This window comes from Deferrisoma camini S3R1, from assembly GCF_000526155.1.
Lineage (GTDB): Bacteria > Desulfobacterota > Deferrisomatia > Deferrisomatales > Deferrisomataceae > Deferrisoma > Deferrisoma camini.
In genome coordinates this window covers 4,198,380-4,222,321 of sequence record NZ_JAFN01000001.1, presented here as the reverse complement: position 1 = coordinate 4,222,321, position 23,942 = coordinate 4,198,380, and the positions used below count along the sequence as shown (strand labels likewise).

Here is a 23,942-nt window from a genome sequence, read left to right as displayed (position 1 = left end):
CCAGCCTGCCGGCAACTTCGGTCTTCGATCAGAGCTCGTCGGTCTCCACTTTCTTGGCCAGGGCGGCCCGGGCGATCCGGGTGATGTAGACCGTGACGAGAACGGTGGCCGCCAGCCCGGTCAGGTACAGGGTCCACTGGGCCGGGGTGCGGGTGGTCTGCCCCGTGCCCACCGACGCCAGGTCCCCCGCCAGGGACCCCAGGTACACGTACATCACGGTGCCCGGCATCATGCCCACCCACGAGGCCAGCAGGTAGTCCCGCAGGCTCACCTTGGTCAGGCCGTAGGCATAGTTTAGCAGATTGAACGGGAACACCGGAGAAAGCCGGGTCAGCCCCACGATCTTCCACCCCTCGCGGGCCACGGCGTCGTCGATGGCCCGGAAACGGGGGTTGCCCGCGATCTTGCGGGCCACCCAGTCCCTTGCCAGGTAGCGGCCCACCAGGAACGCGGCCGTGGCGCCGAGGGTCGACGCCGCGGACACGAGCACCGAGCCCCACACCACGCCGTACACCACCCCCGCCCCCAGGGTCAGCACCGAGCCCGGGATGAACAGGATGCACGCGGCCACGTAGATCGCCGCGAACGCGGCGGCTCCGACGACTCCCAGGGCCTCGATCCGGGCCAGGGCGGCCAGGAGCAGGCCCCGAACGTCATACCGCCACCCGAGCCAGACCACAGCGGCCGCGACCACTGCGGCCGCGGCCCACCGAAGCCGGCCCTTGGAGATCAACGCCATGGCATCCCTCCTCTTTCCGGGAACTTCGGTGGTTGGTCGTTAGTCGTTGGTCGTCGGTCGGGGGCCTTCGGCCGGCTGGGCGGCCGGGCGGCTCCTGAGCCCCGACGCCAAGGACTCGGAGGGGCTGGATTCTGAACCTCGGGCCCAAACACCGGAGGCCGGCATCCGCCGGCCTCCGGTTGCGGAACCTCGCCCGAGCCTAACGGCCCTTCTCCATCTCGGACAACCCCTTCCCCACCGGGAACTCCACCCCGCACTTGGGGCACTTGATCATGGTCTTTTTGCTGATGGGCTTGTCCGCTCGGGCCTGGGGGCCGGCACACCCGAAGGTCGCCAACGCGAGTCCGAGCACGGCCACAGAGATCAGATTCCTCATGACGTTTCCTCCTCGTGGGGGGGATGGGAAGATGTGGAGGGCACCCTACTGCGGATTCCCGACCTGTCAACCGACGGGTGCCGGCGTCCGAACACGCTCCCCCATGAACCGGAGGAGACCCGTTCTTGAGCCCAACACGAGCTTCAACACCCATTCCATACACTTCTCGGCTCGGTTTGAAACACACGTCGGACACCCCCTCCTCATTCCACGTCTTTTCTGTTTCTTTTATTTCACCCTTGCAAAAGCATGTTTCAGCCGGAGAAGCATACTTTTCACAACCTGGCCGCTCTCCGCCATTGCATTGGCCGTTTTTCGCCACGAAGGCCGCAACCCGAAATCAACCGTTATTCGAAATTCCCCTTGATCCAGCGCGCCTCGTTCTGTAAACTCGCCGCGCCCTTTTTTGGGCAAACTGGGATCGGTGCCCCCAGGTCATTCTTGCTGGAGAGGAGCGTCATGGCAGAGAACCGAGACCCCATCGCAAACACCAGTCTGGAACAGTACCTGGAGAGCCGGGGCGTGAGCCGGCGCGACTTCATGAAGTACTGCACCGGCCTGGCCGCCATGCTGGCCCTGCCTCTGGGCGCTGCCGAGAAGGTGGCTGCGGCCATCGCCGACGACAAGCGGCCGCCCGTGATCTGGCTCCACTTCCAAGAGTGCACGGGCGACAGCGAGTCGCTGCTGCGGGCGTCTCGGCCCACCGTGGCGGAGCTGATCCTCGACTATCTCTCGGTGGACTACCACGAGACCATCATGGCCGCGGCCGGCCACCAGGCCGAGCAGGCCCGGGCGAAGACCCTCGAGGAGTACAAGGGCAAGTACATCGCGGTCGTGGAAGGCGGCATCCCCACCAAGGACGGCGGGCTGTACTGCTGTATCGGCGGCCGCTCCGCCGTGGACATCGCCACCGAGGTGTGCGGCAACGCCATGGCCACGATCGCCGTGGGCACATGCTCGGCCTACGGCGGCATCCAGGCCGCCTACCCCAACCCCACGGGCGCCGTGAGCGTGTCGGAACTGCTGCCCTCGATCCCGGTGGTGAACCTGCCGGGCTGCCCGGTGAACACGGCCAACCTCACCGGCACCGTGGCCCACCTGCTCACCTTCGGAAACCTTCCCCAGCTCGACCGGTACAAGAGGCCCCTGTTCGCCTACGGCAAGCGCATCCACGACAACTGCGAGCGACGGGGCCACTTTGACGCCGGTCAGTTCGTGGAGACGTGGGGAGATCACGGCCACCGGCAGGGATGGTGCCTGTACAAGATGGGCTGCAAGGGGCCGGCAACCTTCCACAACTGCCCCCAGGTGCGGTGGAACGACGGGGTCAACTGGCCGGTGGGGGCCGGCCATCCCTGCGTGGGCTGCTCTGAGCCGGGCTTCTGGGACTCCATGAGCCCGTTCTACGGCCGGCTGCCCAACGTGCCCGGCTTCGGCGCGGAGACCACCGCCACCAAGATCGGCGTCGGCCTCACCGTGGCCACGGCGGCCGCGTTCGCCGCGCACGGCGTGGTCAAGACGACCCAGCTTCGGATGAAGAAGGACTGACCGCCCCCCACGGGCGCTAGCCGCATCGACAGGATAGGAGACGATCGATGGCCAAGAAGATCGTGGTCGACCCGATTACCCGAATCGAAGGGCACCTGCGCATCGAGGCGAAGGTGGAGGACGGCGTCATCACCGATGCCTGGAGCATCGGCACCATGTGGCGGGGCATCGAGAAGATCCTCCACGGCCGGGATCCGCGGGAGGCCTGGTATTGGACCCAGCGGTTCTGCGGCGTGTGTACCACCGTGCACTCCCTGGCCTCGGTGCGGGCCGTGGAGGATGCCGTGGGCATGCAGGTGCCCCTGAACGCGGAACTGATCCGCAACCTGATCATGGGCATCCAGAACGTGCAGGACCACGTGATCCACTTCTACCACCTGCACGCCCTCGACTGGGTGGACATCGTGTCGGCCCTGAAGGCCGACCCGGGGGCCACGGCCAAGCTGGCCCAGTCCATCTCCGACTGGCCCAAGAGCTCCAAGGACTACTTCACCGCGGTGCAGAAGCGGGTGGCCGCCTTCGTGGGGACCAAACGGCTCGGTCCGTTCGCCAACGCCTACTGGGGCCACCCCGCCTACAAGCTGCCGCCCGAGGCCAACCTGATGGCCGTGGCCCACTACCTCGAGGCCCTGGACTGGCAGCGTGAGGTCATCAAGGTCCAGGCGGTCCTGGGCGCCAAGAACCCCCACCCCCAGACATTCCTCACGGGCGGCATGAGCGTGCCGGTGGATCCCAACGCCCAGAACGCCTTGAACGCCGACAAGCTGATGATGATCCGGGAGTGGCTGGTCCAGGCCCGGGAGTTCGTGGAGAAGGTGTACATCCCCGACCTGCTGGCCGTGGCGTCGTTCTACCTGGACTGGGCCAAGTACGGGGCCGGCGTGCAGAACTACCTCACCTTCGGCGACTTCCCCACAGCCGAGGGTCAGCGCCGGGAGGACTACTGGCTCAAGCCCGGCCTCGTGCGAAAGGGCGAGTTCCCCGCGGCAGCGGCGCCCCAGGCCGACAAGATCGCGGAGTACGTCACCCACAGCTGGTACCGGTACTCGGGCGGCGACGACAAGGGGCTTCGGCCCTGGCAGGGGGAGACCGAGCCCCACTACACCGGCCCCAAGCCGCCGTACCCCGACCAGTACGTGAGCGACGTGGACGCCAAGTACTCGTGGGTCAAGGCCCCCCGGTACGACGACACCCCCTTCGAGGTGGGGCCCCTGGCCCGGATGGTGGTCGGCTATGCCCAGGGCCACAAGGAGATCAAGGAGACGGTCGACTTCGTCCTCCAGACCCTCAAGGTTCCGGCCTCGGCCCTGTTCTCGACCCTGGGCCGCACGGCGGCCCGGGGCATCGAGTGCCTGATCATGGCCCGGAAAAACGTGGAGTGGCTCGACATGCTGGCTGCCAACATGGGCAGGGGGGATCTGCGGATCGCGGACAACGACCGTTGGGACCCGTCGGCCTGGCCGGCCGAGGCCGAGGGGGTGGGCTTCCACGAGGCGCCCCGGGGCACCCTGAGCCACTGGATCCGCATCAAGAACGGGGAGATCGCCAACTACCAGGCCGTGGTGCCGAGCACCTGGAACGCCTCGCCCCGGGACCCCCAGGGGCAGCGGGGGCCCTACGAGGAGGCCCTGATCGGCACGCCCGTCGCCGACCCCGAGCAGCCCATCGAGATCCTCCGGACCATCCACTCCTTCGACCCCTGCCTAGCCTGCGCCATCCACGTGCTGGACGCCAAGGGTCGGGAGATCACCCGGGTGAAGGGCCTCTAGGCCGGGAAGGAGGGAGCCATGCGAAGGCTCGCGATCAAGGTGTGGGAGTTCCCGGTCCGGCTGTTCCACTGGACCAATTTCCTGGCCATCGTGGTGCTGAGCCTGACCGGCGCCTACATCCACTGGCCGTTCCTGAGCACCCCCCACTCGGCCTTCCCGTTCCTCATGGGATGGGCCCGGACGATCCACTTCGTGGCCGGGTGGGTCCTGATGATCGGCCTCGTCGGCCGGCTCTACTGGGCGTTCGTGGGGAACCGGTACGCCCGGCTCCCCACCTTCTTCCCCTACCTGACCCGGAAGGGATGGAAGCAGATCTGGGGCGTGCTCCGATACTACCTGTTCCTCGCCCGGCGGATGCCCTCCCACCTGGGGCACAACGCCATCGCCTCCACGGCCTATGGGTTCCTGTTCCTCCTTCTTTGGTTCCAGGTGGTGACCGGGTTTGCCCTGTTCGGCCAGGCGGACCCGGCGGGCACGGCCTACCGGCTCACCGGGTGGGTGTTCGGCATCGCCACCAACCAGTGGGTGCGGCTCGGCCACTACTTTGCGATGTGGGTGATCTTTGCATTTTTCATCACCCACATCTACGCCATGTGGATGTCCGACCTGGCCGAGCGGGACGGCACCGCCGGGAGCATGTTCAGTGGATACAAGTACGGAGACCTCGAGAGCTTCGCGGACACTGATCCTCGGGGTCGGTAACCGCATCATGACCGACGACGCGGCCGGGCTCGAAGCCCTGGCCGCGTTTTCTTCGGCCTACGAGGTCCCAGAGGGCGTGGACCTGGTGGACGGCGGCACCCTGGGGTTGGACCTCCTCCACATCGTCGAGGCGTACCCGCGGGTGCTGATCCTCGACTGCGTGACCACGGGCCGGCCGCCGGGAACCGTGGTCCGGGTGGACGGGGACGACATCCCCCGGGTGTTCGCCCAGTGCCTGTCGCCCCACCAGATGGGGATCCAGGATCTGGCCGCGGCCCTGGAGCTCCTGGGGCGGATGCCGGAGCGGTTCACCGTTCTGGGGATCGAGCCCGAGCGAATCGACCCGGGGGTGGAGCTGACCGAACCCGTGCGGAACAACCTCCCCCGGCTCGTGGAGGCCGCAGCCGGGGTGCTGGAGGAGTGGGGCGTACCCGTGCGGCGGCGCAGATAGGGTAGGGGTTCGGGGACCCTGACCGGGTGGCACCGCGAACAGGCTCGACCGAACCCGATCCGCCACCCGCGCTTACTCCCGGCCCCCCTCGAGCGCCTCCTCCAACCGCCGCCGGTCGGCCTCGGACAACCTGCTCCCTTCCCCAGCGGCCTCCAGGTCCTGGACGCGGCTCCGCACCCAGTCCGTCAGGAGCCGCAGATCCCGGCGGTAGGCCCGGCAGGCCCGGCACAGCCCCACGTGGAGCCAAAGGGCCAGCCGCCGTCCCCGAGGCAGGGGGGCGTCCAGTTCCTGCGAGATCAGCCGCGCCGCCTCCCTGCACGTCATCATCGGTTCGGCTCCTCTGCCACGCGACCCCACTCCTTCTCCAGGCAGCGGCGGAGTCCCAGCCGGGCCCGGTGCAGCAGCACCCACGCGTTGGTCGCCGTGATCCCCAGCTCCTGACACAGCCCGGCCGTGTCCATCCCCTCGAGCTCCCGCAGCACGAACGCCGCGGCCTGTCGCCGGGGCAACCCCGCCAGACACCGGCGCAGAGCCCTCCAGAACTCCCGGCTGTCCAGCATCCGATCCGGCTCAGTTACGGTCCCGGTGGGGTTCCTCCACCGGCCGGAGGAGTCGAACCACTCGGCCTCCGGGTCGCCGTCGCCGGCCGGCGCCTCCCGAACGATCCGGCGGAGGTGGTCCACGATCTTGTGTTTGAGGATGCCGACCAGCCAGGTGCGGGGGTCGGCCCGCCCCCCGAAGGAAGTCCGCCCCTTCACGGCCGAGAGCAGGGTCTCCTGGACGACGTCCCGGGCCGCATCCGGGTCGGCCAGACGGGCCAAGGCATATCGATACAGCAGGTCGCCATAACGCTCCACCCACTCGGACGGGTCGGGCAGCGTGCGGTCGCCGCCCCCGGTCATCCCTTCACCACCCCCAGGGGCCGGAGCCGGGCCACCTTCCGGGAGATGCCGGCCCCGTCCACCACACCGACCACCTCGTCCACGTCCTTGTAGGCCTCGGGCATCTCCTCGGCCAGGGTCTTCGTGCCGGCCGAGAACACGAAGATCCCCTGCTGCTCCAGATCCCTGCGCACCTGGGCCCCCCTCTTCCGCTTCAGAGCGGCCTTGCGGCTCAGGACCCGGCCGGCCCCGTGGCAGGTGGATCCGAAGGTCTCCTCCATGGCCTTGGCCGTGCCCCGGAGGATATAGGAGGCCCGCCCCATGTCGCCGGGGATCAACACCGGCTGACCGACGGCCCGGTATCGGGCCGGAACCCGGGGATCGCCAGGCCCGAAGGCCCGGGTGGCCCCCTTCCGGTGAACCAGCACCCACCGCTCCCGGCCGTCCACCACGTGGAGCTCGCTCTTTGCGATGTTGTGGGCCACGTCGTACAGGAGCCGGAGCCCCAGATCCCGGGGCGAGGCCCCGAAGAAGTCCAGAAGCGCCTCCCGGGTCCAGTGCATCAGGGCCTGCCGGTTCGCCCATGCGTAGTTGGCCGCCGCGGCCATGGCCCCCAGGTACTTCCGGGCCGCGTCGCTCCGCAGGAACGCGCAGGCGAGCTGCCGGTCCGGCAGCTCCAGGCCCTCCCGGGCCACCTCCCGGGCCATGACCTTCAGGTAATCGTCGCACACCTGGTAGCCGAACCCCCGGCTGCCGGAGTGAATCATCACGGTGACCTGACCCTCTGCCAGGCCGAACGCCTCCGCCGCCTCGGGGTCGAAGATCCGCTCCACGTACTGGACCTCGAGGAAGTGATTGCCCGACCCCAGGGTGCCGACCTGATTGAATCCCCGTTCGTAGGCCCGAGGGGAGACCGCGTCCGGATCCGCCCCCTCCAGGCAGCCTTCCTCCTCGGTCGCCTCCAGATCCTCGGGCCATCCGTACCCGACCTCCACCGTCCACCGGGCGCCCTGCACCAGCACCCCGCGCTCGTCCTTGCGCGACAGCCGGATCGCGCCGGTGGACCCCACCCCGGACGGGATGCGCGAGAACAGGAACCCCACCAGGTCCCGCAGCCGGGGTCGGACCTCGGACACGGTCAAATGGGTGGTCATCAGGCGGCACCCGCAGTTGATGTCGTAGCCCACCCCGCCGGGCGAGACCACCCCTTCCTCCGCGTCCATCCCGGCCACACCCCCGATGGGGAAGCCGTAGCCCCAGTGCACGTCGGGCATGGCCATGCTGGCCTTCAGGATCCCCGGCAGGGTGGCCACGTTGCGCACCTGCTCGGGAGCCCGCTCCGACCGGATGTGGCCGATCATCTCCTCGCTGGCGTAGATCACCCCCGGCACCCGCATGGTCCCTTGCCGGGGGATCTCCCAGCGGTACTCGTCGATCCGCCTGAGCTCGCTTCCCTCGCTCATGGTTCGTCCTCCGGCTTCCCAGCAACTTCGGTCGTCGGTCTACGGTCTACGGTCGCCGGTCTGGGGCCTTCGGCCCGCTAGGCAGCTAGGCGGCCGGACGGCTCTCGAACCGCGCCAAAACTCGGGGGCATGGGGGCTGCTGGAGAGCTTCGCGTATCGTGGAAAGCGCCCCACGCTTCTGTCTTCCGTCCTCTGTCCTCCGGACCCTGGCTCCTGAACAGCAGGCCCATGCCCCGCCCCAGCAGGATCTCGGCTGGAACGCAACTCGGTATGAGTGGGAAACCCATGGCCCTGCGGGTTCCCATTGTACCGCACCGCCCCCCTTGGAACAGGCAGGATCGCGGGCCGATCACACCGACCGGTTCAGATCCTCGAGCAGCCGGTCCAGGTCCACGTTGTGGATCAGGGCGCTCTGACGGATGGTCTCGGTCTTCTGGCCGGGGCACGAGAAGCACCCGGAGCCGTAGTACGTTCGGAACACGGCCTCGGTGGACGGGTACCGGGCCAGCACGTCTCCGATCACGTCCTCCGGGCCCACGGCCGGGCCGGCGGATGCCGGGGCCGCCCCCACGACCCGGCGCAACTCGACCAGCAGGGTGGCCACGTCCACCCCGTGGCGCTGGCACGCCATGGCCACGGTGATGGGCAGCCCCTTCACCTGCTCCCGGTGCTCGGGATCGGCCAGGCCCTGGAACCCGTGCCGTACGAACACCTCGGCCGCCTCCGGCCACCGGGAAAGGATCTCCCCCACCCGGGTGTCGGGCCCGATCTCAGGGGCCGGGGGCTCGGCCGGCGAGGATCCCTGGGGCGCCGCCTCCTGGGGTGCCGGTGCCAGAAGGGTCGCCGCTATGTTCACCGCGAACAACACCACCCCCAGCACGCTCAACCCTGAGAACAGCCCGAACGCCGCCGGCGACTCGGCCGGGTACGCGGCCACCATCCCCACCAGCCCCACGTTGGAGATCCAGAAGTGGAGGCCCACCCACCCGGGCCACCGGAGCTCCCGGGCGTTGAACCGGGGCAGCACGAAGTACCCCACCCCGTAGACCATCATGGCCATGAACCCGAGCAGGTTGAAGTGCACGTGGCCGAACCGGGCCCAGCCCGGAGCGTCCCCCATGCCCATCCAGAGCCCCAGCCCGGATGCCAAAGCGAGATAGATCACCGACGCGATGACAAAGCCCTTCGTGTATCGATCCATGGGGCACCTCCATCCCCCCGGGGTTGCGTTTCCTGATTCTACCGTTACCGTATTCCCCGTAAACAAAGGTCGCTTTGACCCGAGTCAACCCGCTACGGATTTCTCGCCGGAGGGTCACCCATGACACGGGCGGAAGCGGTACCCATCGACGGATCCTACGGGGAAGGCGGGGGCCAGGTGCTCCGCACCTCCCTGGCGCTCTCCCTGCTCACCCGGCGGCCGGTGGTGCTGCGGAACATCCGCGCCCGCCGCCCCAAGCCGGGGCTCGCCCCCCAGCATCTCACCGCGGTGTGGGCCGCGGCCGAGGTCGGCCGGGCCCGGGTCGAAGGCGACGTACGGGGGTCGAAAGAGCTCCGGTTCGAACCCTCCGGCCTGTTTCCCGGGTCGTACCGGTGGGACATCGGCACGGCCGGTGCCACCTCGCTCGTGCTCCACACCGTGGCCCTGCCCCTGGCGGTGGCCGAGGTGACATCGGACGTGCGATTAACGGGCGGCACCCACGTGCCCTGGAGCCCGCCGTTCGAGCACCTCGAACGGGTCTGGGCGCCCGCGCTCGCCTCGGTGGGCTTTCCCGTACGGGTGGAGCTGCGACGGGCGGGGTTCTACCCGAGGGGTGGGGGAGAGATCTGCGCCCGCCTGGGCCCGGCCGCGGAGCGGAGGGCTTTGGTCCTGGGGGAGAGGGGCGAGGTGCGGGCCGTCCGGGCCCTCGTGGGCACGGCGCGGCTTCCGCAGCACGTCTCCTGCCGCGCGGCCGAACGGGTGCGGGAGCGCCTCCGGGCCCAGGGGTTCGAGCCCCAGACCGAGGAGCGGCGGGTGGATGCCCCCAGCCCGGGGGCCTACGTGTTCCTGGAGGCCGAGACCGAATCCGGGCCGCTGGGCGTCTCGGCCCTGGGCGAGCGGGGCAAGCCGGCCGAGGCCATGGCCGACGAAGCCGTGGACGAACTCCTGGCGATCCTGGACTCAGGGGCGTCCGTGGACCCCCACCTGGCCGACCAACTCCTGCTGCCTTTGGCCCTCGTGCCGGAGGAATCCGTGTTCCGCACCGCCCGGGTCACCCGGCATCTCCTCACCAACGCCTGGGGGATCCGCCGGTTCCTCCCGGGGGTGGAGATCGAGATCGACGCGCCGGAGGGAGCGCCCGGCCGGGTGCGGGTGCGGGGAGTCGAGCCGCGATGAGGGGACCGCCCCGCCACCGAGCCGGCACCGCCCTGCTGCTCGGGATCCTCGCAGCTCTGTGGTCGTGCTCGCGGGACGAGCCCCGGCTCTCGCCCCTCGCCCCCGACGACACGGTGGTCGCCCTCGGCGACAGCCTCACGGCCGGAACCGGTGCTCCGGCCGGCGAGAGCTATCCCGAGGTGCTCGGTCGGCTCCTCGGGCGGCCGGTGTTGAACGCGGGGCGGCCCGGCGAGACCACGACCGAAGGGCTCCGCCGCCTTTCGAGCGTCCTCGAGGCCCACCACCCGCGGCTCGTGATCCTGTGCGAGGGAGGGAACGACTTCCTGCGAGGGACGCCGCCCAAAGTCGTGGTGGCCAACCTGCGGCGAATGATCCAGACCGTTCGGGAGTTCGGGGCAGAGCTCGTGCTCGTGGCCGTGCCCCGGCCGGGTCTTCTGGTTCCGGTGCCGGATCTCTACGAGGATCTGGGCGAAGAGTTCGGGATCCCCGTCGAAGCCGAGGTGCTGCGAGAGGTACTGACCGCCCCGGCACTGAAGAGCGACCCGATTCACCCCAATGCTCGAGGGTACCGGCGCATCGCAGAGGCACTGGCCTCCCTGCTCCGCCGGGCCGGTGCAGTGGACTGACCGCGCCGCGTCTTGAGGGGAGCCGCGGCGCGGTGCTATCTTCCCATGCCGGGCCCGGGTGGTGGAATGGGTAGACACAAGGGACTTAAAATCCCTAGGCCGCAAGGCCGTGCGGGTTCGAATCCCGCCCCGGGCACCAAGCAAAATCAAGGGCTTAGGCGACACCGCCTAAGCCCTGTTTTTGCGCGTGGCTATCAAAGTGTCCTCTTAGTGTCCTCTATGAGACGGCTGAGGCCGCCCAACTGGGCGGCCCCGGATGCTCCTCCCGCGCATGGCGGGTGAGGCTCTCAGCCAGGCTGGACACGGCCTCGCATTTTTCCAAGCCCGGCGATCGTGGCGTCCTTGGCCTTCGAGCCCAGGGAGCTCCCCAGGTAGTAGGCCACGGCTACGCCGAAGGCGGTGGAGAGCTGCCCGATCAGGAGCAGGCCGGCCTCCCCGGGGTCGGCGTCGGTGAACAGGAGGGCCCAGAGAGCTCCCAGGAACCCAGCGATGACGAGCAGGGCCACCACGTGCGTCATGGCAGCGCCCTTGCGGTCGCCGGCCTTCACGAGCTCGATCTCGCGGCTCCTGGCGTTGGCCTTGTCCTGCAGGAGGGCCTTCTTCTCCTCCAGGGCCAATGCCTCCCCCTTGAGCCGCAGCTCCTCCCAGCGCTCCTTGTGGCGGAGCTCCAGCTCGCGCAGCTTGAGGGCCGCCTCTGGATCTTTCTGGATCGCCTGGGCCACCGCTGCCGGTTCGTCCTTCACGCCAAACGCCGCCGCGATGAGAGTTCCTGCCGCTCCTCCTGCCGGGCCTCCGAGCACGCTGCCGATCAACGGGGCAGTCTTGGCCACGGCCTTCCCGATGTCCTTCCAGCTCATGCCACACCTCGCTGTCTGAGCCATTGCAGAGCCCCCGACGCGATGGCTTCGGCCATGCGGGACCGGTTGCTCTCGCGCGTCAGGAACTCAAGTCCGTATGGGTTGGTCAGGAACTCCATCTCCACCAACACGGCCGGCGCCCGGGTCTTGCGCAGCACATAGAACCGCGCCTCCCGGTCCGGGTCGCCGTCTTCCCAGTCGGCGCGAACTCGGCGATCCGGGAAGGCGGCCGAAAGCGATTCCAGGATCGCGGTGGCCGCCCGATCGGCCGGGGTCTCGCCGGGGGAGGTCCACACCTCCATCCCAGAAGCCGCCTGGTTGTCGGCAGCATTGCAGTGCACCGACACGAACAGGTCTGGCTCCACCCGCCGCTCGATCTCCGCCCGGGCCGCGAGCGGCGTGGTGACGTTCGTGTACCGGGTGAGGATCGGGACACAACGCTGGTCCACGAGCTCCTGGGCCAGCCGTAGGGCCACGTCGAGCGCGAGGTCGGCCTCCCGCACGCCGGCCGCGACCGCTCCGGGATCTTCGCCTCCGTGGCCTGGATCGATCAGAACGCGCACGGTGTACCTCCTCTCTTCATCCCACTTCCGTCCTCGGGTGCCCCGCCAGTTCCCGCGCCCATCGGTCGCACACGATGAGGCAGGTGTCCCAGCACAGCGTCTGTTTCAGCGCGCGGAGCGCCAGGCACCGATCGACGGCATCGAGCTCCGGGTGAGCCCTCAAGGCCGCAACGAGCGGCTCCATGCGCCGGCGCCCCGGGCATGGGGGCTCTCGACCGCCGCGAGGAGGGCACTCCCAGGCCATCCTCATCCTCCCCGGCCGTTGAGCCGGCGGACCTCCTCGAAAAGAGCGCGGTGATCCTCACGGTTCTCGCGCCGGAATTCGACGAGCCCCGCCTCCAAGGTCTGGAGCCGCTGTTGCGTACCTGATAGGCACCGGTCACACTCGGCGCGGCTCACGAACTCCCGAGAGACTTGCCGGGCCACTCGCTCGGGAGCACGCCAGCGATCCCAGAGCACCCGGCCGCCTAGAGCGGCCAGGGCCGACCCGGCGGCGGTCATCAAAATTGTCTCCGTCATTGCGGTTTCCTCCTACATCCAGGTACCCGACCCTAGGTTTGCGTCACTTCGCCGCTTGAGTTGCGACGGCGACGGCAGAGAGAAAAGGGTCAATCCGAGAACCCCTTAGTCATGATGTCATGAACTGGCTTGGCGCATCATTGGAAAACGAGCACAGCAACGTTTACGCTCTGCACTTCACCGCTGCTTCGTTCCCCACGAGCATATAGCTGGAACGTATACGTCCCATCTGCCGGGATAGCTACCAGCCCCATTGCGGCGACGTTGTAGAACTCGTTGGCCGTATCGCTGTGGCCCACGTTGTAGCATATACTCAAATCATTTGATCCAAGTGTATCGTTTAGATAAACTTGAAAACCTATCTTGGAATCTGTCGTTCCAGGCGAGTACAAGGCCGCCTCGCCGACTGCTATTGCAAGCACGACTTGGCCTGCCTTTAGGGAGTACTGCCCGCTCTCCTCTAGCAGTACGCTCCATGATGTCGTACCACTCCCTGTTGTGGGGCCAGCATGATTAGCTGACCATGACACGCTCTTAGTGCCGGATATCTCAACGTCGGACGCGTATACCTTTCCCCCCTGCGTCACGCGAAAGGGCGCGGTACTCCTGTTTGCGTAACTGGCTCCTGCCCACAGGCGAATAGCGTTGTCGCCAGTATCGCCGCCAGCCATGCCTGCCTTCGTAACACCGTCGCCTCCTTTGGCCTCGAACCGGCCCGAGTAGGCGATCGCGGAGGCCAATTTGGCCGCCGTGACCGCACCGTCCTGGATGTGCATGTCCGTGACCTGGCTCAGGTACGCCAGGGCCCCGGCGTCGGAGCTCGTGAACGTGGCCCCATTGGCTGCGTTGTCGCGCACCGTTGCCGCCGCAGTGCCCGCCACATTGGCGGTGTCGGCCGCCGTGTTGTTGGCGGTGACGTCCGCTCCGCTCTCCCCCGCCCACTTGCGGGTCGCGCTCTCGTTGATCTCGTCGGCCGAGGCGATGCCGTCGTCTGCCGCCGTGACTTGGGCCTCGGAGACCCAGTCCGAGTCCCCCTCCCGGTAGACCTGCTGCACCCACGCGTGGACCACTACGCCGCCCGTGACCAGGACGTGGCGTAGCGTGGTGCTCACGGGGTTGGGCCAGGTGTCGTAGCTCCCTGTCGGGCGCGGCACGAACACCTGGGCGAAGATCTCCGCGTAGGGGTCCGTGGCGGAGCCGCCCAGGACGACGTTCCAGCCGAGAATCCGCGCCGGGTCGCCAGTCCACGCCCATTGAACCTGGAAGCTCTTGATCGTCTTCCCCATCGCGGCCCTCCTAGGCCACGCTCAGGCTCACACCACTCGGGCGTGGTACGACGATGCGGGGGGCGGGGTCGAAGAAGGGCTTGCGGAGGTCGTACCACTCTTGAACTACGCTGGCATCTGTATAAGCAGGCAATATGAGCATGTTGGAATAGAGGTTCGACAGTACGTATGGCGAATAGTAGTGTGGCAAGCGCAGCCCATATACGACGCCCTGGTAGGACGGCACCACAGTGAAAGAGGAAATATCAAGCGTAAACTGCTGGACCCCATCAATATACAAATCCGTAGCCCTAGAGGCCCAGTTCTGCGTGACGCAATAAAAATGCCAAGAGCCTGTGTCAATGACCGTCGGACCAGAATAAGCATTGACAATGACGGCATCGGCTCCACTGGCGTATCGAAGTTGCGCCTTGCCTGTATCGGTCCTGCGATAGAGATTCAACTGGTCCTTACTCACAGGCGACGAGTATTGACCGACACAAAAGATGCCTGTGCTGTTATCAACATTGCCGATGGCGTTGATCTGACACCAAAACGCAAGCGTCCAGTCCGGTTGAGTAAATGGAGAAGGCAATGGATATTCCAGTACGCCATCCCCCCGCGTCCCATCCACGAACGAGGTGGCGAAAGATTTTTGTTCGAGTTGGATTTTGTCTACTTCAACCCAGTGCCCGGCAGCGTTGCCGCACTTGACAAATACCCTTATATAGGCTGTAGAAGCTGTCGTGGTTATGGTCAATTCTGACCGATGCCACCCCCCATCAGATGGAATAGCGGGTGCTGCATTAGACTTTAGCCACGCAGAACTGCTATCATACTCGTCAATCCTAAGCTCACAATAATCATGGTTTGCTCTTAGGTACGCTGACGCGCTATAGTTAGTGGATGGCGATACCGCTTCCTTGCCTCCACCAGCACCTCCTGTGTTCCTGTCAAGAAACGTATAGTTGCTGTTGCTCGTAGCTGTAATATCAATCCGTTGAGCTTGTCCTTTGTCAACACCATCAACCAGACTATACGAATGTACACGAGAGGCGTCACCGCCGCCACCAACCCATGTGTACCAGCCATCAACCAAGCCATCATTATTGCTGTCCAGTTCGAAATCCGGATCCACGCCAACATCAGCCAAGAGATTCGTCGTTCCCTCCTCCACAGCCACACACGGCCCAAAGATCCCATCACAAGCCGGTCGGATCGTTGCTACAACGCTCATAGCGGGCTCACTCCCTTGGTGCTCGAAAAGTGCTCGGTAAAGGGGAACAGCTCACCGTCCGGGGGCACCCACAGGCTCTGGGCTAGCGGGGGCTTGTCGGTGAGGTTGTCGTACCCCGTGGACCCCGGCTGCACGGTGAGCTTGCCCTTGACCACCAACTCCGTGCCGTCCCATGCCAGTTCGTAGGTCGTGCCCCCAATGCGGAGCTTGGGCACCCCGTCCGTATCACGACCGATGAACCAGCCCGCCGCTGTGTCGCTGTACCCGCTCTTCCCGGCCCGGATCCCGCCGCCGGCCAGGGTGATCTCCACGCCGGCGTTCATCTTGTCGGCGGTGACGTCGGCGTTGTCGGCGGGCTTGCCCGTGCCGGTGACCTGCTGCCAGTCGGCGGTCTGCCCGAGGCCGGCGTCGTCGGTGAGTTGACTGGTGGCCGTGAAGTCGTTGCCGATGTCTTCCCAGGCGGTTCCGTTGTACCGCTTGAGCTTCTTCGTGGAGGTGTCGTACCAGAGGTCGCCCTTCTTCGGTGTGCTCGGCTCGGCGCTCTGGGAGTAGATGTCGTTCGACGTGGAGACCTGTTGCCAGCCGGAGCCGTCGTGGCGGTACAGCTTGTTGTCGTCGGTGTCGTACCAGAGGTCGCCCTTGGTGCCGGTCGGGGCGGATGCCTGGGAGTACGTGACGTTTGCCGTGCCGATCTGCTCCCAGGAGGTCCCGTTGTAGCGGTAGAGGAGCTGGTCGTCGGTGTCGAACCAGAGGTCACCGTCCGCGGCCCCGGTCGGCTGGCTCGCCTGCCGGTAGATGACGTTGCGGGTGGCGTCTGAGGGGGGCTTCTGCCCCGTGATCCAGGAGTAGTCCTGGGGGTTGTTGGCGGTGACGTCGGCCCCGCTCTCGGCCGCCCACTTGCGGGTCGCGCTCTCCGCGATCTCGTCGGCCGCGGTGGGCGTGGCCTTCACCCAGGCGCTGCCGTCCCACCGCTTCCACACGTGAGGCGTGGCCGAGGTGTCGAGCCACAGGTCGTCGGCGTTCGGCGATGAGGGGGCGGTGGCGCTCTTCGTGACCCGGGGCTCACTGGCGGCCTTCGCATTCGCCTCGGCGGTGTTCGCCTTGGCCTGGGCGCCCGTGGTGGTCTCGATGGTGTCGGCCCCGACGTCGGTGTCGAGCTTGGCCTTGGCGGCGGCGCCGTCTGCGGCGTTGGCCTCGACGGTGGAGGCCAGGGTGGCGCCGATCTTGACCGCTCCCCCGATCCGGAACTCGCCGGCGCTCTTGTCCCAGATCCACCCCTTGTCGGCGGCCAAGTCGCCGCAGAAGACGTCGCCCTGGTTCGTTCCCGAGAGCGTGGCCTCGAAGATGACCTGGTCGTCCTGGTCGTAGATTCGGAAGTACTGCCCCGGCGCGAGCTCCCAGCGCGCGCCCGAAGCGGCGCTGTGGGCCGGCGGGATCGTGGCGGTGCCGTCGTCGGCCGCCGTCACCGTGCCCTGGTTCACCCAGTCGCTGTCGGCGCCCTCGTACACGGCCTGCACCCAGGCGGCGTAGCCGACGCCGACCTCGAGGGCCACGTTGTCGAACTCGTAACTCGTGGCCGTGGGGCCGGCGAACCCCCGGGCGACAGCGTGGGTGTCGGGGTGGACGCCCGAGCCCGTCGGGGTGATCGCCACATTGAACCCCCGCAGGGCGAAGGGGTCGCCCGCCCAACTCCACGAGACGGTGACAGTCTTGAGTGCGCGGCTCATAGCGGCGCCGTCCCTTTGCTGCCGGTCACGTTCTTGGCGAACGCGAACAGTTCCCCGTCACTCGGCACCCACAGGCTCTGGGCCAGCGGGGGCACCTGGATCAGGTCGTCGTAGCTCGGCCGGGTGAGCGTGACCGTGACGGACGAGCTCATAGTGCCCTGGCCCAGCACGTCCACCTCGGCGTAGCGGATCTCCACGTCCTGGGTGTCGCCGGAGAAATCCGTGAGAGGCACGACGATGGTGGCCACGGCGCCGTCGATGGCGGTCCATGTGGCGTCTCCGACCTTCCGCCACTCGAACGTGAACCCCCTGTGCCCCGGCGACTCGGGGAAGGCGGAGTCCACCCACACCTGGAGCACGTTGTCGCGCACCTGGGTCTTGAGGTAGCCCGTGCTCGGGGCTGCCGGGGTGGTGAGGCTCACCGCGGAGCTCGCGGCCGGGCTCGCGTTGCCCGTGCGGTCCACGGCACGCACCTGGAGCGTGTAGGACCGGCCCGTGGGCGCGGCGATCTCGTACCGGGTGGCGTCGACGCGGGTCCAGGTGGTGCCGCCGTCGAGGCTGACCTCGAAGTGGGAGAAGTCGGCCTCTGGCGCCGGATCCCAGGTCCAGACCACGGTGTCGGCGAAACTGCCGGCGAGGCCCGTGGGCGTGGCGGGGGGCGTCAGGTCCTTCTGCACCGTGAGGGTGGAGGTCTGGGTCCACGCCGACGTCTGGCCCAGCCGGGTGACCCACCGCACGCGCACCTCGTAGGTGGCTCCGGCAGTGACCGGGCTGACCACGGCCATGCCGGAGCCCGCCGGGGTCATGCCGGCCGCGAGCCACGGCCCGGGGGTCTCGCCCGGCGGCGCCAGGCGGTACTGGGCCTCCAGGTGGGTCACCGGGTCGGAGTACCCCCCGGGCGGCGCCACGGTGACCACGATGCGCGGGTCGAGCTGGCCCGTGGTGCGGTCGTGCACGTGGGCCTCGGCCTGCGCAGCGATCACCTGGGGCGCCGCAGGTGCCGTCTGGGTTACGTCGGCCGGGTGGGTGATTTTGGGGTCCCAGGGCGGGATCGTGCCCTGGTCGGCCTGGTACACGGCCGGGGCGTGCTCGACCAGGGTGAGCCGGGCCGTGAGCTCGGGGCCCGGCTCGATGGCCTTCACCAGGCACTCGACGCTCTCGGTGCCCGACTCGCCGAAAAGCACGAGGTCCCCCACCTTGGGCCCGCTCACCGGCGCGGTGAAGGTGAGCGTGTCGGTCTCGCCGGCCACGGTCTGCATGGTCTGGACCACGCTCGTCAGGTCCTCCAGTCGCACCCGTGCGGCGTAGGTCTTGCCGGCCTCCATGGGCACGAGCTCGTCGAGCGTGACCGACGTCACCTGGCCCTGCCCGTCGGTGGTCACGGCCTTGATGCGCGCCGCCATCACCCCCCACAGGGGCACGTCGTGGGTCACCCGCACCAGGTCCCCCACCTGGCACACCAGGTGCTCCACGTCCACCCACAGCTCGTGCGTCTCGGGCCGGAGCTTCCCCACGGCCAGGAAGTACCGGCCCATCGACCACGCCTGGTCCGCGTCGGTCACGCCCCACAGCTCGATCTCGTCGTAGACCGAGGCCGTGGTCTCGTCGTAGCCGTCGGCGTACACCACCCGTTCGGCCTGCTGCCAGGTGGTCGAGTCGATGAACCGCACCCGCAGGGCATGGGGCGGGTCGGGGAACGCCCGGGTCGTGCGCCAGCCCCACGAGTTCCGGGGGCTGAAGTGCTGCACGGGCGTGGTTTGCTCGACGTCGGGGGCCACCGAGTACTTGCCGTCGCGCATCACGAACGCGGCTCGGCCCACGGCGCAGATGTCGTGCAGGAGCTGCCAGACCGTGGTGTCCTGCTCGATCTCGGCGTCCAGGGACCAGCCCTTCTGGTCGCACAAGTCGGCCCAGCTCTTCAGGGCCGCCAGGTCGAGCCGGCTGTCCGCCACCGGCCGGCGGTTGGCCTTGCCCCGCAGCACGTCGCAGTACGCCCAGGCCGGGTTGCGGGTGGCCTGCTCGGTCCACTGCACGCCGTCCCACACGGGCAGGATCGAGGTCACCACGCAGTTGAACCGGTCCACGATGCCCTGGAGCTGGTCGGTGGCCTTGATCCGCAGGGCCACCCAGGCCAGGCCCGGCTTCTGCACCGGATTCACCGCCTTGATCGACCGAAGCGCCGTCCACACGGGCTCGGTGCCCGCCACGTCCACCCCGATGGCCTGGTCGTCGGAGGTCGAGTGCCTCGACGCCGAGACGAACTGCACCCGCACGTCGTACTGCCCGGGCGAGGGCGGCCGGAAGCTCACGCCGAGGCGCAGCGTCTCGGCCCGGGTGGCCTCGATCGCGATCTGGCCGGCTGCCGGCTCGGTGAGGCCGTCGGTCTTCCGAAGGAAGGTGGGCGTCTGCCACTGGCCGGAGCCTGCCGCGGCGTACTCGATCTGGAACGTGGCCTGGATCGAGTGCTTGTCGCCGTTGTCCTCGTACCAGATGAGCCCGGCAGGGAAGGTGATGTCGAGCGAGATCTCCTCGGCCCCGGCCTGGGTGGTGCGCACGGTGGCGGCCGCCCCCTCGGTCAGGGTGACGCCGGGGGCCTCCTCGTACACGTCGGCCGTGTACAGGGTGAGCGCCGGGTCGGTGTCGTAGCCCTGGAGGATCTCGTACTCCACGCCCTGGAACTGGTCGATGGGCGTGTCGCCGATCTTGAGGTCGGTGATCTGCAGCGGCCCGTAGCCCAGGCAGAACGCCTGCACCAGGTACTGATCGGAGCCCACGATCTCGGTGTACGGCAGCGCGCCGTGGGCCGGGTAGATCCGCCGCCGGCCGTAGATCCTGGGGATGGGCTCGTAGCGCCGCAGGGCGTTTCGGCCGCCGAGGAGCGAGGGCAGCCGCTCGGGCGCCCCGGGCCGACCGCCCGAAACCCCGGCCCGCGGCAGGGGCGCGAGGGCGTTGACGCCCAACATGCCGGCGTAGCCCACCGCGGCGGTGGTCACAGCGCCGGCGGCCGCCCCGAGGACTCCGCCGCCAGCGAGCCCCGCTACCCATGTACCGGTGGCCGCAGCAACCGCGATCACGGCCAGGGTGAGCACCGTGTTGGCCACCTTGCGGCCGTCGCCCCCGCCCTGGGGCACCACCCGCACCGTCACGAGCTGGCCGTGCTTGAGCGTCGTCTCGGCCCACCGCTCCCGGGGCACCGGCTCGCCGTCCACGTGCACGTGCACGGTCGGGGCCTCGGCCAGGCCGAGCTCTTCCAGGGCCCGGGCCACGGTCCAGCCCTCGGGCACGAGCCGGTCGAACCGCTCGAATGTGCACGGGTGCGGCGCAACGACCAGGCGGGGGCCGTCAGGCGAGCGCGGCATGCCGGTACACTCCCACGATCCTGCGGGCCCAGTGGGCCCGGTCGAGCCGGTCGATCACGCTGTCCACGCCCTCCATTACGTGCAGAAACGCCGGCGGGGCCACGAGCACCCCGGTGTGCAGGGGCAGGCTCAGCACCCGCAGCACCACCACGTCCCCCGGCCGGGCCTCGGCCGGGTCCACCCGGCGCCAGGCCCGGGCCTCGGCCTCGATGGTCTCGGCGATCCGCGGGTCCGTCACGGTCGCGTAGCGACCGTCGTAGCCGGGGAGATCCACGCCCCAGCGCTCGGCGAGCACCCGCCGCACGAGCCCCCAGCAGTCGTACCCGTCGGGGCCCCGGCCGTGGGGCCGAAACGGCAGGCCCACGTACTCGGCGGCCCACGCCGGCAGATCACCCATGCCCGCCCTCAGAAGAGCCCCGGGAACAGGTTCGGGGTGAAACGGTCCGCAGGGAACCGCAGGTTCAGCACGTCCTCGTACGCGAGCTCGGCCGTGATCACCTGGGCGTCGTAGGTGATGTTGCGGATCGTGAAATCGTAGGGGCCGGCCTCCACCGTGTCGGGACTCGACGCCAGCACCACCTCCAGGGTCACGGTGGGCGAGCTCGTGAGCGGCCGGATCGCCTCGGTGATCTGCCGGTCCACGTTGTCGAGCACCAGGCGCACCCGGGGCGGCCGGTCCCCCCGTTCCTCGGGGATCTCGATCTCGAAGGGGTAGGCCGTGTAGGTGTTGCCCCGGCTCACGACGTCCTCGCCGTTTCGCGCCACCCGGATCGGCTGGGTGAGGTCCGGGTGGTCGATGGTGAGGAGCAGCAAAAACGCCTCGCCGGTCTCCTGTGCCGTGATCGCCCGGGTGGCCGCCGCCGAAAGGGTCCTCATGGCACGATCTCCAGCTCGAGCTCCGCCAGCCAGCCCTCGTCACTGTCGCTGCCCAGGTACCGGGGGGGCGAGCGCCACCGGAACGTGGCCGCCGCCTGCGTGCGGGGGTGCACCCAGTCGAACGGCAGCGCCCCTGCCTGGCAGGTGGTCCAGAAGAAGTCGTCCAGGGTCTGCACCTCAGTGAGGGTGAGCGTCATCTGCATCGTGATCGGCCGGGGCCCGGCCGTGGAGCGCCGGCGGACCTTGGGCGGCCCCGCGTCCATCTGGGTGCGAAGGACGACGTCCGGCGGGCTTTCGGTATAGCCGTCTGCATCGGGCTTCTGCGGCAGCGTCCCCGGCCAGGTCGGCATCTCAGTACCCCCTGCGCGTCAGGCCGAACACCCGCTGGATCGCCTGGGCCACATCGCCGCCCCGGTCGATGTCGCCGGCCACGGTGCGGCCGATCCAGATCTCCACCTCACGGCCCATCGAGCCGGGCCGCTCGCGCACGTCCACGGGCACACCGGACTGGTTGATCACCGTCACCTGCACCGGCCCGGCGCCTGCCGCCCCGGCAGCCACCCGGGGCGCGAGCCGCGGCGCCGACGTATTGTTCCACCAGCCGGAGCCCCCAATGGAGGGGCCGGCGGGGGATGCCGTCGCCGGGGCCGGAGCCGGCGAGGCCCCGGTGGCGCCGAACCAACCGCCCACGATCTGGGCCAGCGGCCCCGTGATCTGCGCCCGGATTGCGATGCGCGCCAGGTCCTCGATCACCGCGTCGGCAAACTCGCGGAACGAGAGCTTCCCGCTCCGCACGAACCGCACCAGGGCGTCCTCCATGGCCGCGAACGCCCCCTGAACGGCCTGGGCGACCTCGTCGTAGGTCTTGAGGGCATCGTCCGCATACTCCCGCAGCCCGTCCCGGGCCCCGGTGAGCCACGTCTTCTCCGCCTCGGCGCGGAGCTTCGCGTTCTTCCTCACGTGCTCGGTGATCTCGTCGATCACCCGCTGGTCTTGCTCGGTGACCTCTTTGAGCCGCCGCAGCGGGTTCGTGGTGGCATTGTCGGTGAGGGCTGCGATTTCCCGGGCCTGCTCTTCGAACGCCTCGTCCCATTGCCGCAGGAAGGCCAACCCCGAGGTCTCTCCAGCACCGTACACACCAGGCAGGGCGCGACGACCGTTGAGCATCTCATCCAAGCGGCGCAGGTCGGCAAATCCGCTGCTAGGGAGGCTGGGGGCTTGCACCGCAGGCGCAGACTCACGCAGTTGGGCCATGGCCCGGGCGTATGCTTCCCAGTAAGCCTGGGCGTGCGACTTGGCCGATTCCTGGATGATCGTATTGACTTCCGGCGGCAGGGCCTTCCGGCGCTTCCATGCCTCCAGCCACGGGTCCGCCGGCACCTCAGCCGCCCGTTCCGCGGCCGTAAGCACATCGATTCGCCGCTGGATGGCCTCGCGCATCTCCGGCGTGGTGGCCATGTCGAGCTGCCAGCGCAGCATTGTGAGCTCCTGGCCCACCAAGTCGGGGTGCCGGAACTCGTCCACGGCCTTGCCAAGCTTCTTGATCGCGTCTGTCAGATCGTTCAGGAACTCGATCGTGCCTCGGTTCTCGGTTACGAGCTTCCCGATCTCTTCCTTCAGGTCCCCCCACGCATTTGCCAGGTTCGTGGCGGCGCGCTTCCAGGTGCCGTCCATGGCCCGGCTGACCCCACCGAACTCCTGCCGGAGCTCCGCCAGGATGATCCGCTGCGCCCCTATGAGGTCACCGGACTCCTGCAGGGCGCGGATCTGCTCCTTCTGCTGCTCCGTGAACGACACGCCCACACGCCGAAGCGCGGAGACGCCCTGGATCGGGTCGTTCAGGGCCTTGCCGAGCTGGATGGCGGCGGAGCGGGCGTCGGTGCCCATGACGAAGGCCATGTCGGCGGTAAGTTCGATGGCCTCACGGAAGGTGTCCCCGGTGACGTTGCGGAACGTGAGCATCACGGCCTGGAGGCGCAGGATCTCCTCGTCCCCCATTCCGAGGGCGTCCTGGAACTCGGCCGCCATCCGCTTGAGCTGGTCGGCGGTGTAGCCCACGGCCCCGCCGGTAGCCCTGAGGACCGCCTCCATGCGCCCCTCGGCCGTCTCCTGGATCTCCGCGAGCTCCAGGGTCTCGCCGACGAAGTCGCGCACGGCGCCGGCCAGCCCGCGTATAGCCGACGAGGCCAGGTTGAGGGCCCCCATCCCGGCGAACACCCCCAGGGCCGTCTTCCATGCCGAGGAGACGTCTTTGCCGGCCCGGGCCCCGTCATCGGCCATTCGGCGGAAGTTGCGCCGCACCCGTTCGATGACGGGGGCGCCTTCGTCGCGGACCGTGAACTTGACGTTGAGCCTGGCGTCAGCCATGGGGGGGTTCTTCCTGGATCCGCTTCGTCATCACCCGCAAGGCCTCCGCTTCCAGCACCCGGATCCGTTCCCAGAGATCCCGGCCGGCCCGGATCCCGAAGGCCCGCCGCAGTGCGTCCACGGCTGCGTAGTCGAGCCCGGTGGGAATCCCCTCCATGCCGGCCCGCCGCCACTGGGTCGCGGCCGCGCAGAAAAGCTCCCACGCTTCCCGGTTGTCCGGATCCGGCACGGGCTCGCGGC

23 protein-coding genes and 1 tRNA gene are annotated in these 23,942 nt (G+C 68.4%); 7 read left to right on the top strand and 17 right to left on the bottom strand.

Annotated elements, in window-relative coordinates:
• Nucleotides 1–28 precede the first annotated feature (28 nt).
• Both DEFCA_RS0118760 and DEFCA_RS22585 read right to left on the bottom strand, forming a co-directional pair.
• A complete protein-coding gene (locus tag DEFCA_RS0118760; RefSeq protein ID WP_025324526.1) occupies nt 29–739 on the bottom strand; it encodes a TVP38/TMEM64 family protein in 711 nt (236 codons plus the stop codon).
• Between the two features lie 199 nt (nt 740–938).
• Entirely contained in the window at nt 939–1,115 is a 177-nt protein-coding gene (locus DEFCA_RS22585; RefSeq protein WP_169709655.1) for a hypothetical protein, read from the bottom strand.
• A 459-nt stretch (nt 1,116–1,574) separates the two neighbouring features.
• On the opposite strand from DEFCA_RS22585, the gene DEFCA_RS0118750 reads away from it, so the two are divergent.
• Genes DEFCA_RS0118750 through DEFCA_RS0118735 form a run of 4 tightly spaced genes read left to right on the top strand, consistent with a single transcriptional unit; the run spans nt 1,575 to nt 5,585 of the window.
• Complete coding sequence (locus tag DEFCA_RS0118750) at nt 1,575–2,663, top strand: hydrogenase small subunit (RefSeq protein ID WP_025324525.1); 1,089 nt, start codon at nt 1,575–1,577, stop codon at nt 2,661–2,663.
• Between the two features lie 47 nt (nt 2,664–2,710).
• Nucleotides 2,711–4,432: a nickel-dependent hydrogenase large subunit gene (locus DEFCA_RS0118745; protein ID WP_025324524.1), complete on the top strand. Its 1,722-nt coding sequence runs from the start codon at nt 2,711–2,713 to the stop codon at nt 4,430–4,432.
• An 18-nt stretch (nt 4,433–4,450) separates the two neighbouring features.
• Nucleotides 4,451–5,134 (top strand): Ni/Fe-hydrogenase, b-type cytochrome subunit, encoded by a 684-nt coding sequence (gene cybH, locus DEFCA_RS0118740; RefSeq protein WP_025324523.1) that lies wholly within the window; start codon nt 4,451–4,453, stop codon nt 5,132–5,134.
• A 7-nt stretch (nt 5,135–5,141) separates the two neighbouring features.
• Complete coding sequence (locus DEFCA_RS0118735) at nt 5,142–5,585, top strand: HyaD/HybD family hydrogenase maturation endopeptidase (RefSeq protein ID WP_051463295.1); 444 nt, start codon at nt 5,142–5,144, stop codon at nt 5,583–5,585.
• Nucleotides 5,586–5,657: 72 nt separating this feature from the next.
• On the opposite strand, the gene DEFCA_RS22660 is transcribed toward DEFCA_RS0118735, so the two are convergent.
• The 4 genes from DEFCA_RS22660 to DEFCA_RS24485 all read right to left on the bottom strand — a co-directional run bounded on the left by DEFCA_RS22660 (nt 5,658) and on the right by DEFCA_RS24485 (nt 9,130).
• Nucleotides 5,658–5,912: an anti-sigma factor family protein gene (locus DEFCA_RS22660; RefSeq protein WP_025324521.1), complete on the bottom strand. Its 255-nt coding sequence runs from the start codon at nt 5,910–5,912 to the stop codon at nt 5,658–5,660.
• Nucleotides 5,909–6,487 (bottom strand): sigma-70 family RNA polymerase sigma factor, encoded by a 579-nt coding sequence (locus tag DEFCA_RS0118725; RefSeq protein ID WP_025324520.1) that lies wholly within the window; start codon nt 6,485–6,487, stop codon nt 5,909–5,911. Before DEFCA_RS0118725 ends, DEFCA_RS22660 begins: the two co-directional genes overlap by 4 nt.
• Nucleotides 6,484–7,929 (bottom strand): RtcB family protein, encoded by a 1,446-nt coding sequence (locus DEFCA_RS0118720; RefSeq protein ID WP_025324519.1) that lies wholly within the window; start codon nt 7,927–7,929, stop codon nt 6,484–6,486. The genes DEFCA_RS0118725 and DEFCA_RS0118720 overlap by 4 nt, the downstream gene beginning before the upstream one ends.
• Before the next feature lie 349 nt (nt 7,930–8,278).
• Nucleotides 8,279–9,130, bottom strand: a complete 852-nt coding sequence (locus DEFCA_RS24485; protein WP_025324518.1) for a DUF1858 domain-containing protein — start codon at nt 9,128–9,130, stop codon at nt 8,279–8,281.
• Nucleotides 9,131–9,250: 120 nt separating this feature from the next.
• Between DEFCA_RS24485 and rtcA the strand changes: the two genes are divergently transcribed.
• The 3 genes from rtcA (at nt 9,251) to DEFCA_RS0118700 (ending at nt 11,071) form a co-directional block, all read left to right on the top strand.
• The gene (gene rtcA / locus DEFCA_RS0118710; RefSeq protein ID WP_025324517.1) at nt 9,251–10,306 is read left to right on the top strand and encodes an RNA 3'-terminal phosphate cyclase; all 1,056 of its coding nucleotides are present in this window, start codon (nt 9,251–9,253) and stop codon (nt 10,304–10,306) included.
• Nucleotides 10,303–10,932, top strand: coding sequence for an arylesterase (locus tag DEFCA_RS0118705; protein WP_025324516.1), 630 nt, complete (start codon nt 10,303–10,305; stop codon nt 10,930–10,932). The genes rtcA and DEFCA_RS0118705 overlap by 4 nt, the downstream gene beginning before the upstream one ends.
• A gap of 52 nt (nt 10,933–10,984) precedes the next feature.
• Nucleotides 10,985–11,071, top strand: a tRNA-Leu gene (locus DEFCA_RS0118700).
• A 148-nt stretch (nt 11,072–11,219) separates the two neighbouring features.
• On the opposite strand, the gene DEFCA_RS0118695 is transcribed toward DEFCA_RS0118700, so the two are convergent.
• The 11 genes from DEFCA_RS0118695 to DEFCA_RS22570 form a co-directional block, all read right to left on the bottom strand.
• Nucleotides 11,220–11,789: a hypothetical protein gene (locus tag DEFCA_RS0118695; protein ID WP_025324515.1), complete on the bottom strand. Its 570-nt coding sequence runs from the start codon at nt 11,787–11,789 to the stop codon at nt 11,220–11,222.
• Nucleotides 11,786–12,352, bottom strand: coding sequence for an N-acetylmuramoyl-L-alanine amidase family protein (locus tag DEFCA_RS0118690; RefSeq protein WP_025324514.1), 567 nt, complete (start codon nt 12,350–12,352; stop codon nt 11,786–11,788). Before DEFCA_RS0118690 ends, DEFCA_RS0118695 begins: the two co-directional genes overlap by 4 nt.
• Before the next feature lie 656 nt (nt 12,353–13,008).
• Nucleotides 13,009–14,157, bottom strand: a complete 1,149-nt coding sequence (locus DEFCA_RS0118675; protein ID WP_025324512.1) for a hypothetical protein — start codon at nt 14,155–14,157, stop codon at nt 13,009–13,011.
• Between the two features lie 10 nt (nt 14,158–14,167).
• Nucleotides 14,168–15,319, bottom strand: coding sequence for a LamG domain-containing protein (locus DEFCA_RS21845; RefSeq protein ID WP_169709654.1), 1,152 nt, complete (start codon nt 15,317–15,319; stop codon nt 14,168–14,170).
• 50 nt (nt 15,320–15,369) lie between these two features.
• Nucleotides 15,370–17,100: a hypothetical protein gene (locus DEFCA_RS0118670; RefSeq protein WP_025324511.1), complete on the bottom strand. Its 1,731-nt coding sequence runs from the start codon at nt 17,098–17,100 to the stop codon at nt 15,370–15,372.
• Complete coding sequence (locus DEFCA_RS0118665) at nt 17,097–20,459, bottom strand: host specificity factor TipJ family phage tail protein (RefSeq protein WP_025324510.1); 3,363 nt, start codon at nt 20,457–20,459, stop codon at nt 17,097–17,099. The genes DEFCA_RS0118670 and DEFCA_RS0118665 overlap by 4 nt, the downstream gene beginning before the upstream one ends.
• Entirely contained in the window at nt 20,443–20,856 is a 414-nt protein-coding gene (locus DEFCA_RS0118660; RefSeq protein WP_025324509.1) for a C40 family peptidase, read from the bottom strand. The genes DEFCA_RS0118665 and DEFCA_RS0118660 overlap by 17 nt, the downstream gene beginning before the upstream one ends.
• 8 nt (nt 20,857–20,864) lie before the next feature.
• The gene (locus DEFCA_RS0118655) at nt 20,865–21,335 is read right to left on the bottom strand and encodes a DUF1833 family protein (protein WP_025324508.1); all 471 of its coding nucleotides are present in this window, start codon (nt 21,333–21,335) and stop codon (nt 20,865–20,867) included.
• Nucleotides 21,332–21,685 carry a hypothetical protein gene (locus DEFCA_RS0118650; protein WP_025324507.1) on the bottom strand — a complete coding sequence of 118 codons (354 nt, stop codon included), beginning with the start codon at nt 21,683–21,685 and terminating at the stop codon, nt 21,332–21,334. The genes DEFCA_RS0118655 and DEFCA_RS0118650 overlap by 4 nt, the downstream gene beginning before the upstream one ends.
• A gap of 1 nt (nt 21,686) precedes the next feature.
• On the bottom strand, nt 21,687–23,702 hold the full coding sequence (locus tag DEFCA_RS0118645; RefSeq protein WP_025324506.1) for a phage tail tape measure C-terminal domain-containing protein: 2,016 nt from the start codon (nt 23,700–23,702) through the stop codon (nt 21,687–21,689).
• The gene (locus DEFCA_RS22570; RefSeq protein ID WP_025324505.1) at nt 23,695–23,931 is read right to left on the bottom strand and encodes a DUF1799 domain-containing protein; all 237 of its coding nucleotides are present in this window, start codon (nt 23,929–23,931) and stop codon (nt 23,695–23,697) included. The genes DEFCA_RS0118645 and DEFCA_RS22570 overlap by 8 nt, the downstream gene beginning before the upstream one ends.
• Between the last annotated feature and the right edge of the window lie 11 nt (nt 23,932–23,942).

Coding starts and splice junctions, on each gene's coding strand:
- DEFCA_RS0118760 (WP_025324526.1), bottom strand. CDS start 739: ATGGCGTTGATCTCCAAGGGCCGGCTTCGGTGGGCCGCGGCCGCAGTG.
- DEFCA_RS22585 (WP_169709655.1), bottom strand. CDS start 1,115: ATGAGGAATCTGATCTCTGTGGCCGTGCTCGGACTCGCGTTGGCGACC.
- DEFCA_RS0118750 (WP_025324525.1), top strand. CDS start 1,575: ATGGCAGAGAACCGAGACCCCATCGCAAACACCAGTCTGGAACAGTAC.
- DEFCA_RS0118745 (WP_025324524.1), top strand. CDS start 2,711: ATGGCCAAGAAGATCGTGGTCGACCCGATTACCCGAATCGAAGGGCAC.
- cybH (WP_025324523.1), top strand. CDS start 4,451: ATGCGAAGGCTCGCGATCAAGGTGTGGGAGTTCCCGGTCCGGCTGTTC.
- DEFCA_RS0118735 (WP_051463295.1), top strand. CDS start 5,142: ATGACCGACGACGCGGCCGGGCTCGAAGCCCTGGCCGCGTTTTCTTCG.
- DEFCA_RS22660 (WP_025324521.1), bottom strand. CDS start 5,912: ATGATGACGTGCAGGGAGGCGGCGCGGCTGATCTCGCAGGAACTGGAC.
- DEFCA_RS0118725 (WP_025324520.1), bottom strand. CDS start 6,487: ATGACCGGGGGCGGCGACCGCACGCTGCCCGACCCGTCCGAGTGGGTG.
- DEFCA_RS0118720 (WP_025324519.1), bottom strand. CDS start 7,929: ATGAGCGAGGGAAGCGAGCTCAGGCGGATCGACGAGTACCGCTGGGAG.
- DEFCA_RS24485 (WP_025324518.1), bottom strand. CDS start 9,130: ATGGATCGATACACGAAGGGCTTTGTCATCGCGTCGGTGATCTATCTC.
- rtcA (WP_025324517.1), top strand. CDS start 9,251: ATGACACGGGCGGAAGCGGTACCCATCGACGGATCCTACGGGGAAGGC.
- DEFCA_RS0118705 (WP_025324516.1), top strand. CDS start 10,303: ATGAGGGGACCGCCCCGCCACCGAGCCGGCACCGCCCTGCTGCTCGGG.
- DEFCA_RS0118695 (WP_025324515.1), bottom strand. CDS start 11,789: ATGAGCTGGAAGGACATCGGGAAGGCCGTGGCCAAGACTGCCCCGTTG.
- DEFCA_RS0118675 (WP_025324512.1), bottom strand. CDS start 14,157: ATGGGGAAGACGATCAAGAGCTTCCAGGTTCAATGGGCGTGGACTGGC.
- DEFCA_RS0118670 (WP_025324511.1), bottom strand. CDS start 17,100: ATGAGCCGCGCACTCAAGACTGTCACCGTCTCGTGGAGTTGGGCGGGC.
- DEFCA_RS0118665 (WP_025324510.1), bottom strand. CDS start 20,459: ATGCCGCGCTCGCCTGACGGCCCCCGCCTGGTCGTTGCGCCGCACCCG.
- DEFCA_RS0118660 (WP_025324509.1), bottom strand. CDS start 20,856: ATGGGTGATCTGCCGGCGTGGGCCGCCGAGTACGTGGGCCTGCCGTTT.
- DEFCA_RS0118655 (WP_025324508.1), bottom strand. CDS start 21,335: ATGAGGACCCTTTCGGCGGCGGCCACCCGGGCGATCACGGCACAGGAG.
- DEFCA_RS0118650 (WP_025324507.1), bottom strand. CDS start 21,685: ATGCCGACCTGGCCGGGGACGCTGCCGCAGAAGCCCGATGCAGACGGC.
- DEFCA_RS0118645 (WP_025324506.1), bottom strand. CDS start 23,702: ATGGCTGACGCCAGGCTCAACGTCAAGTTCACGGTCCGCGACGAAGGC.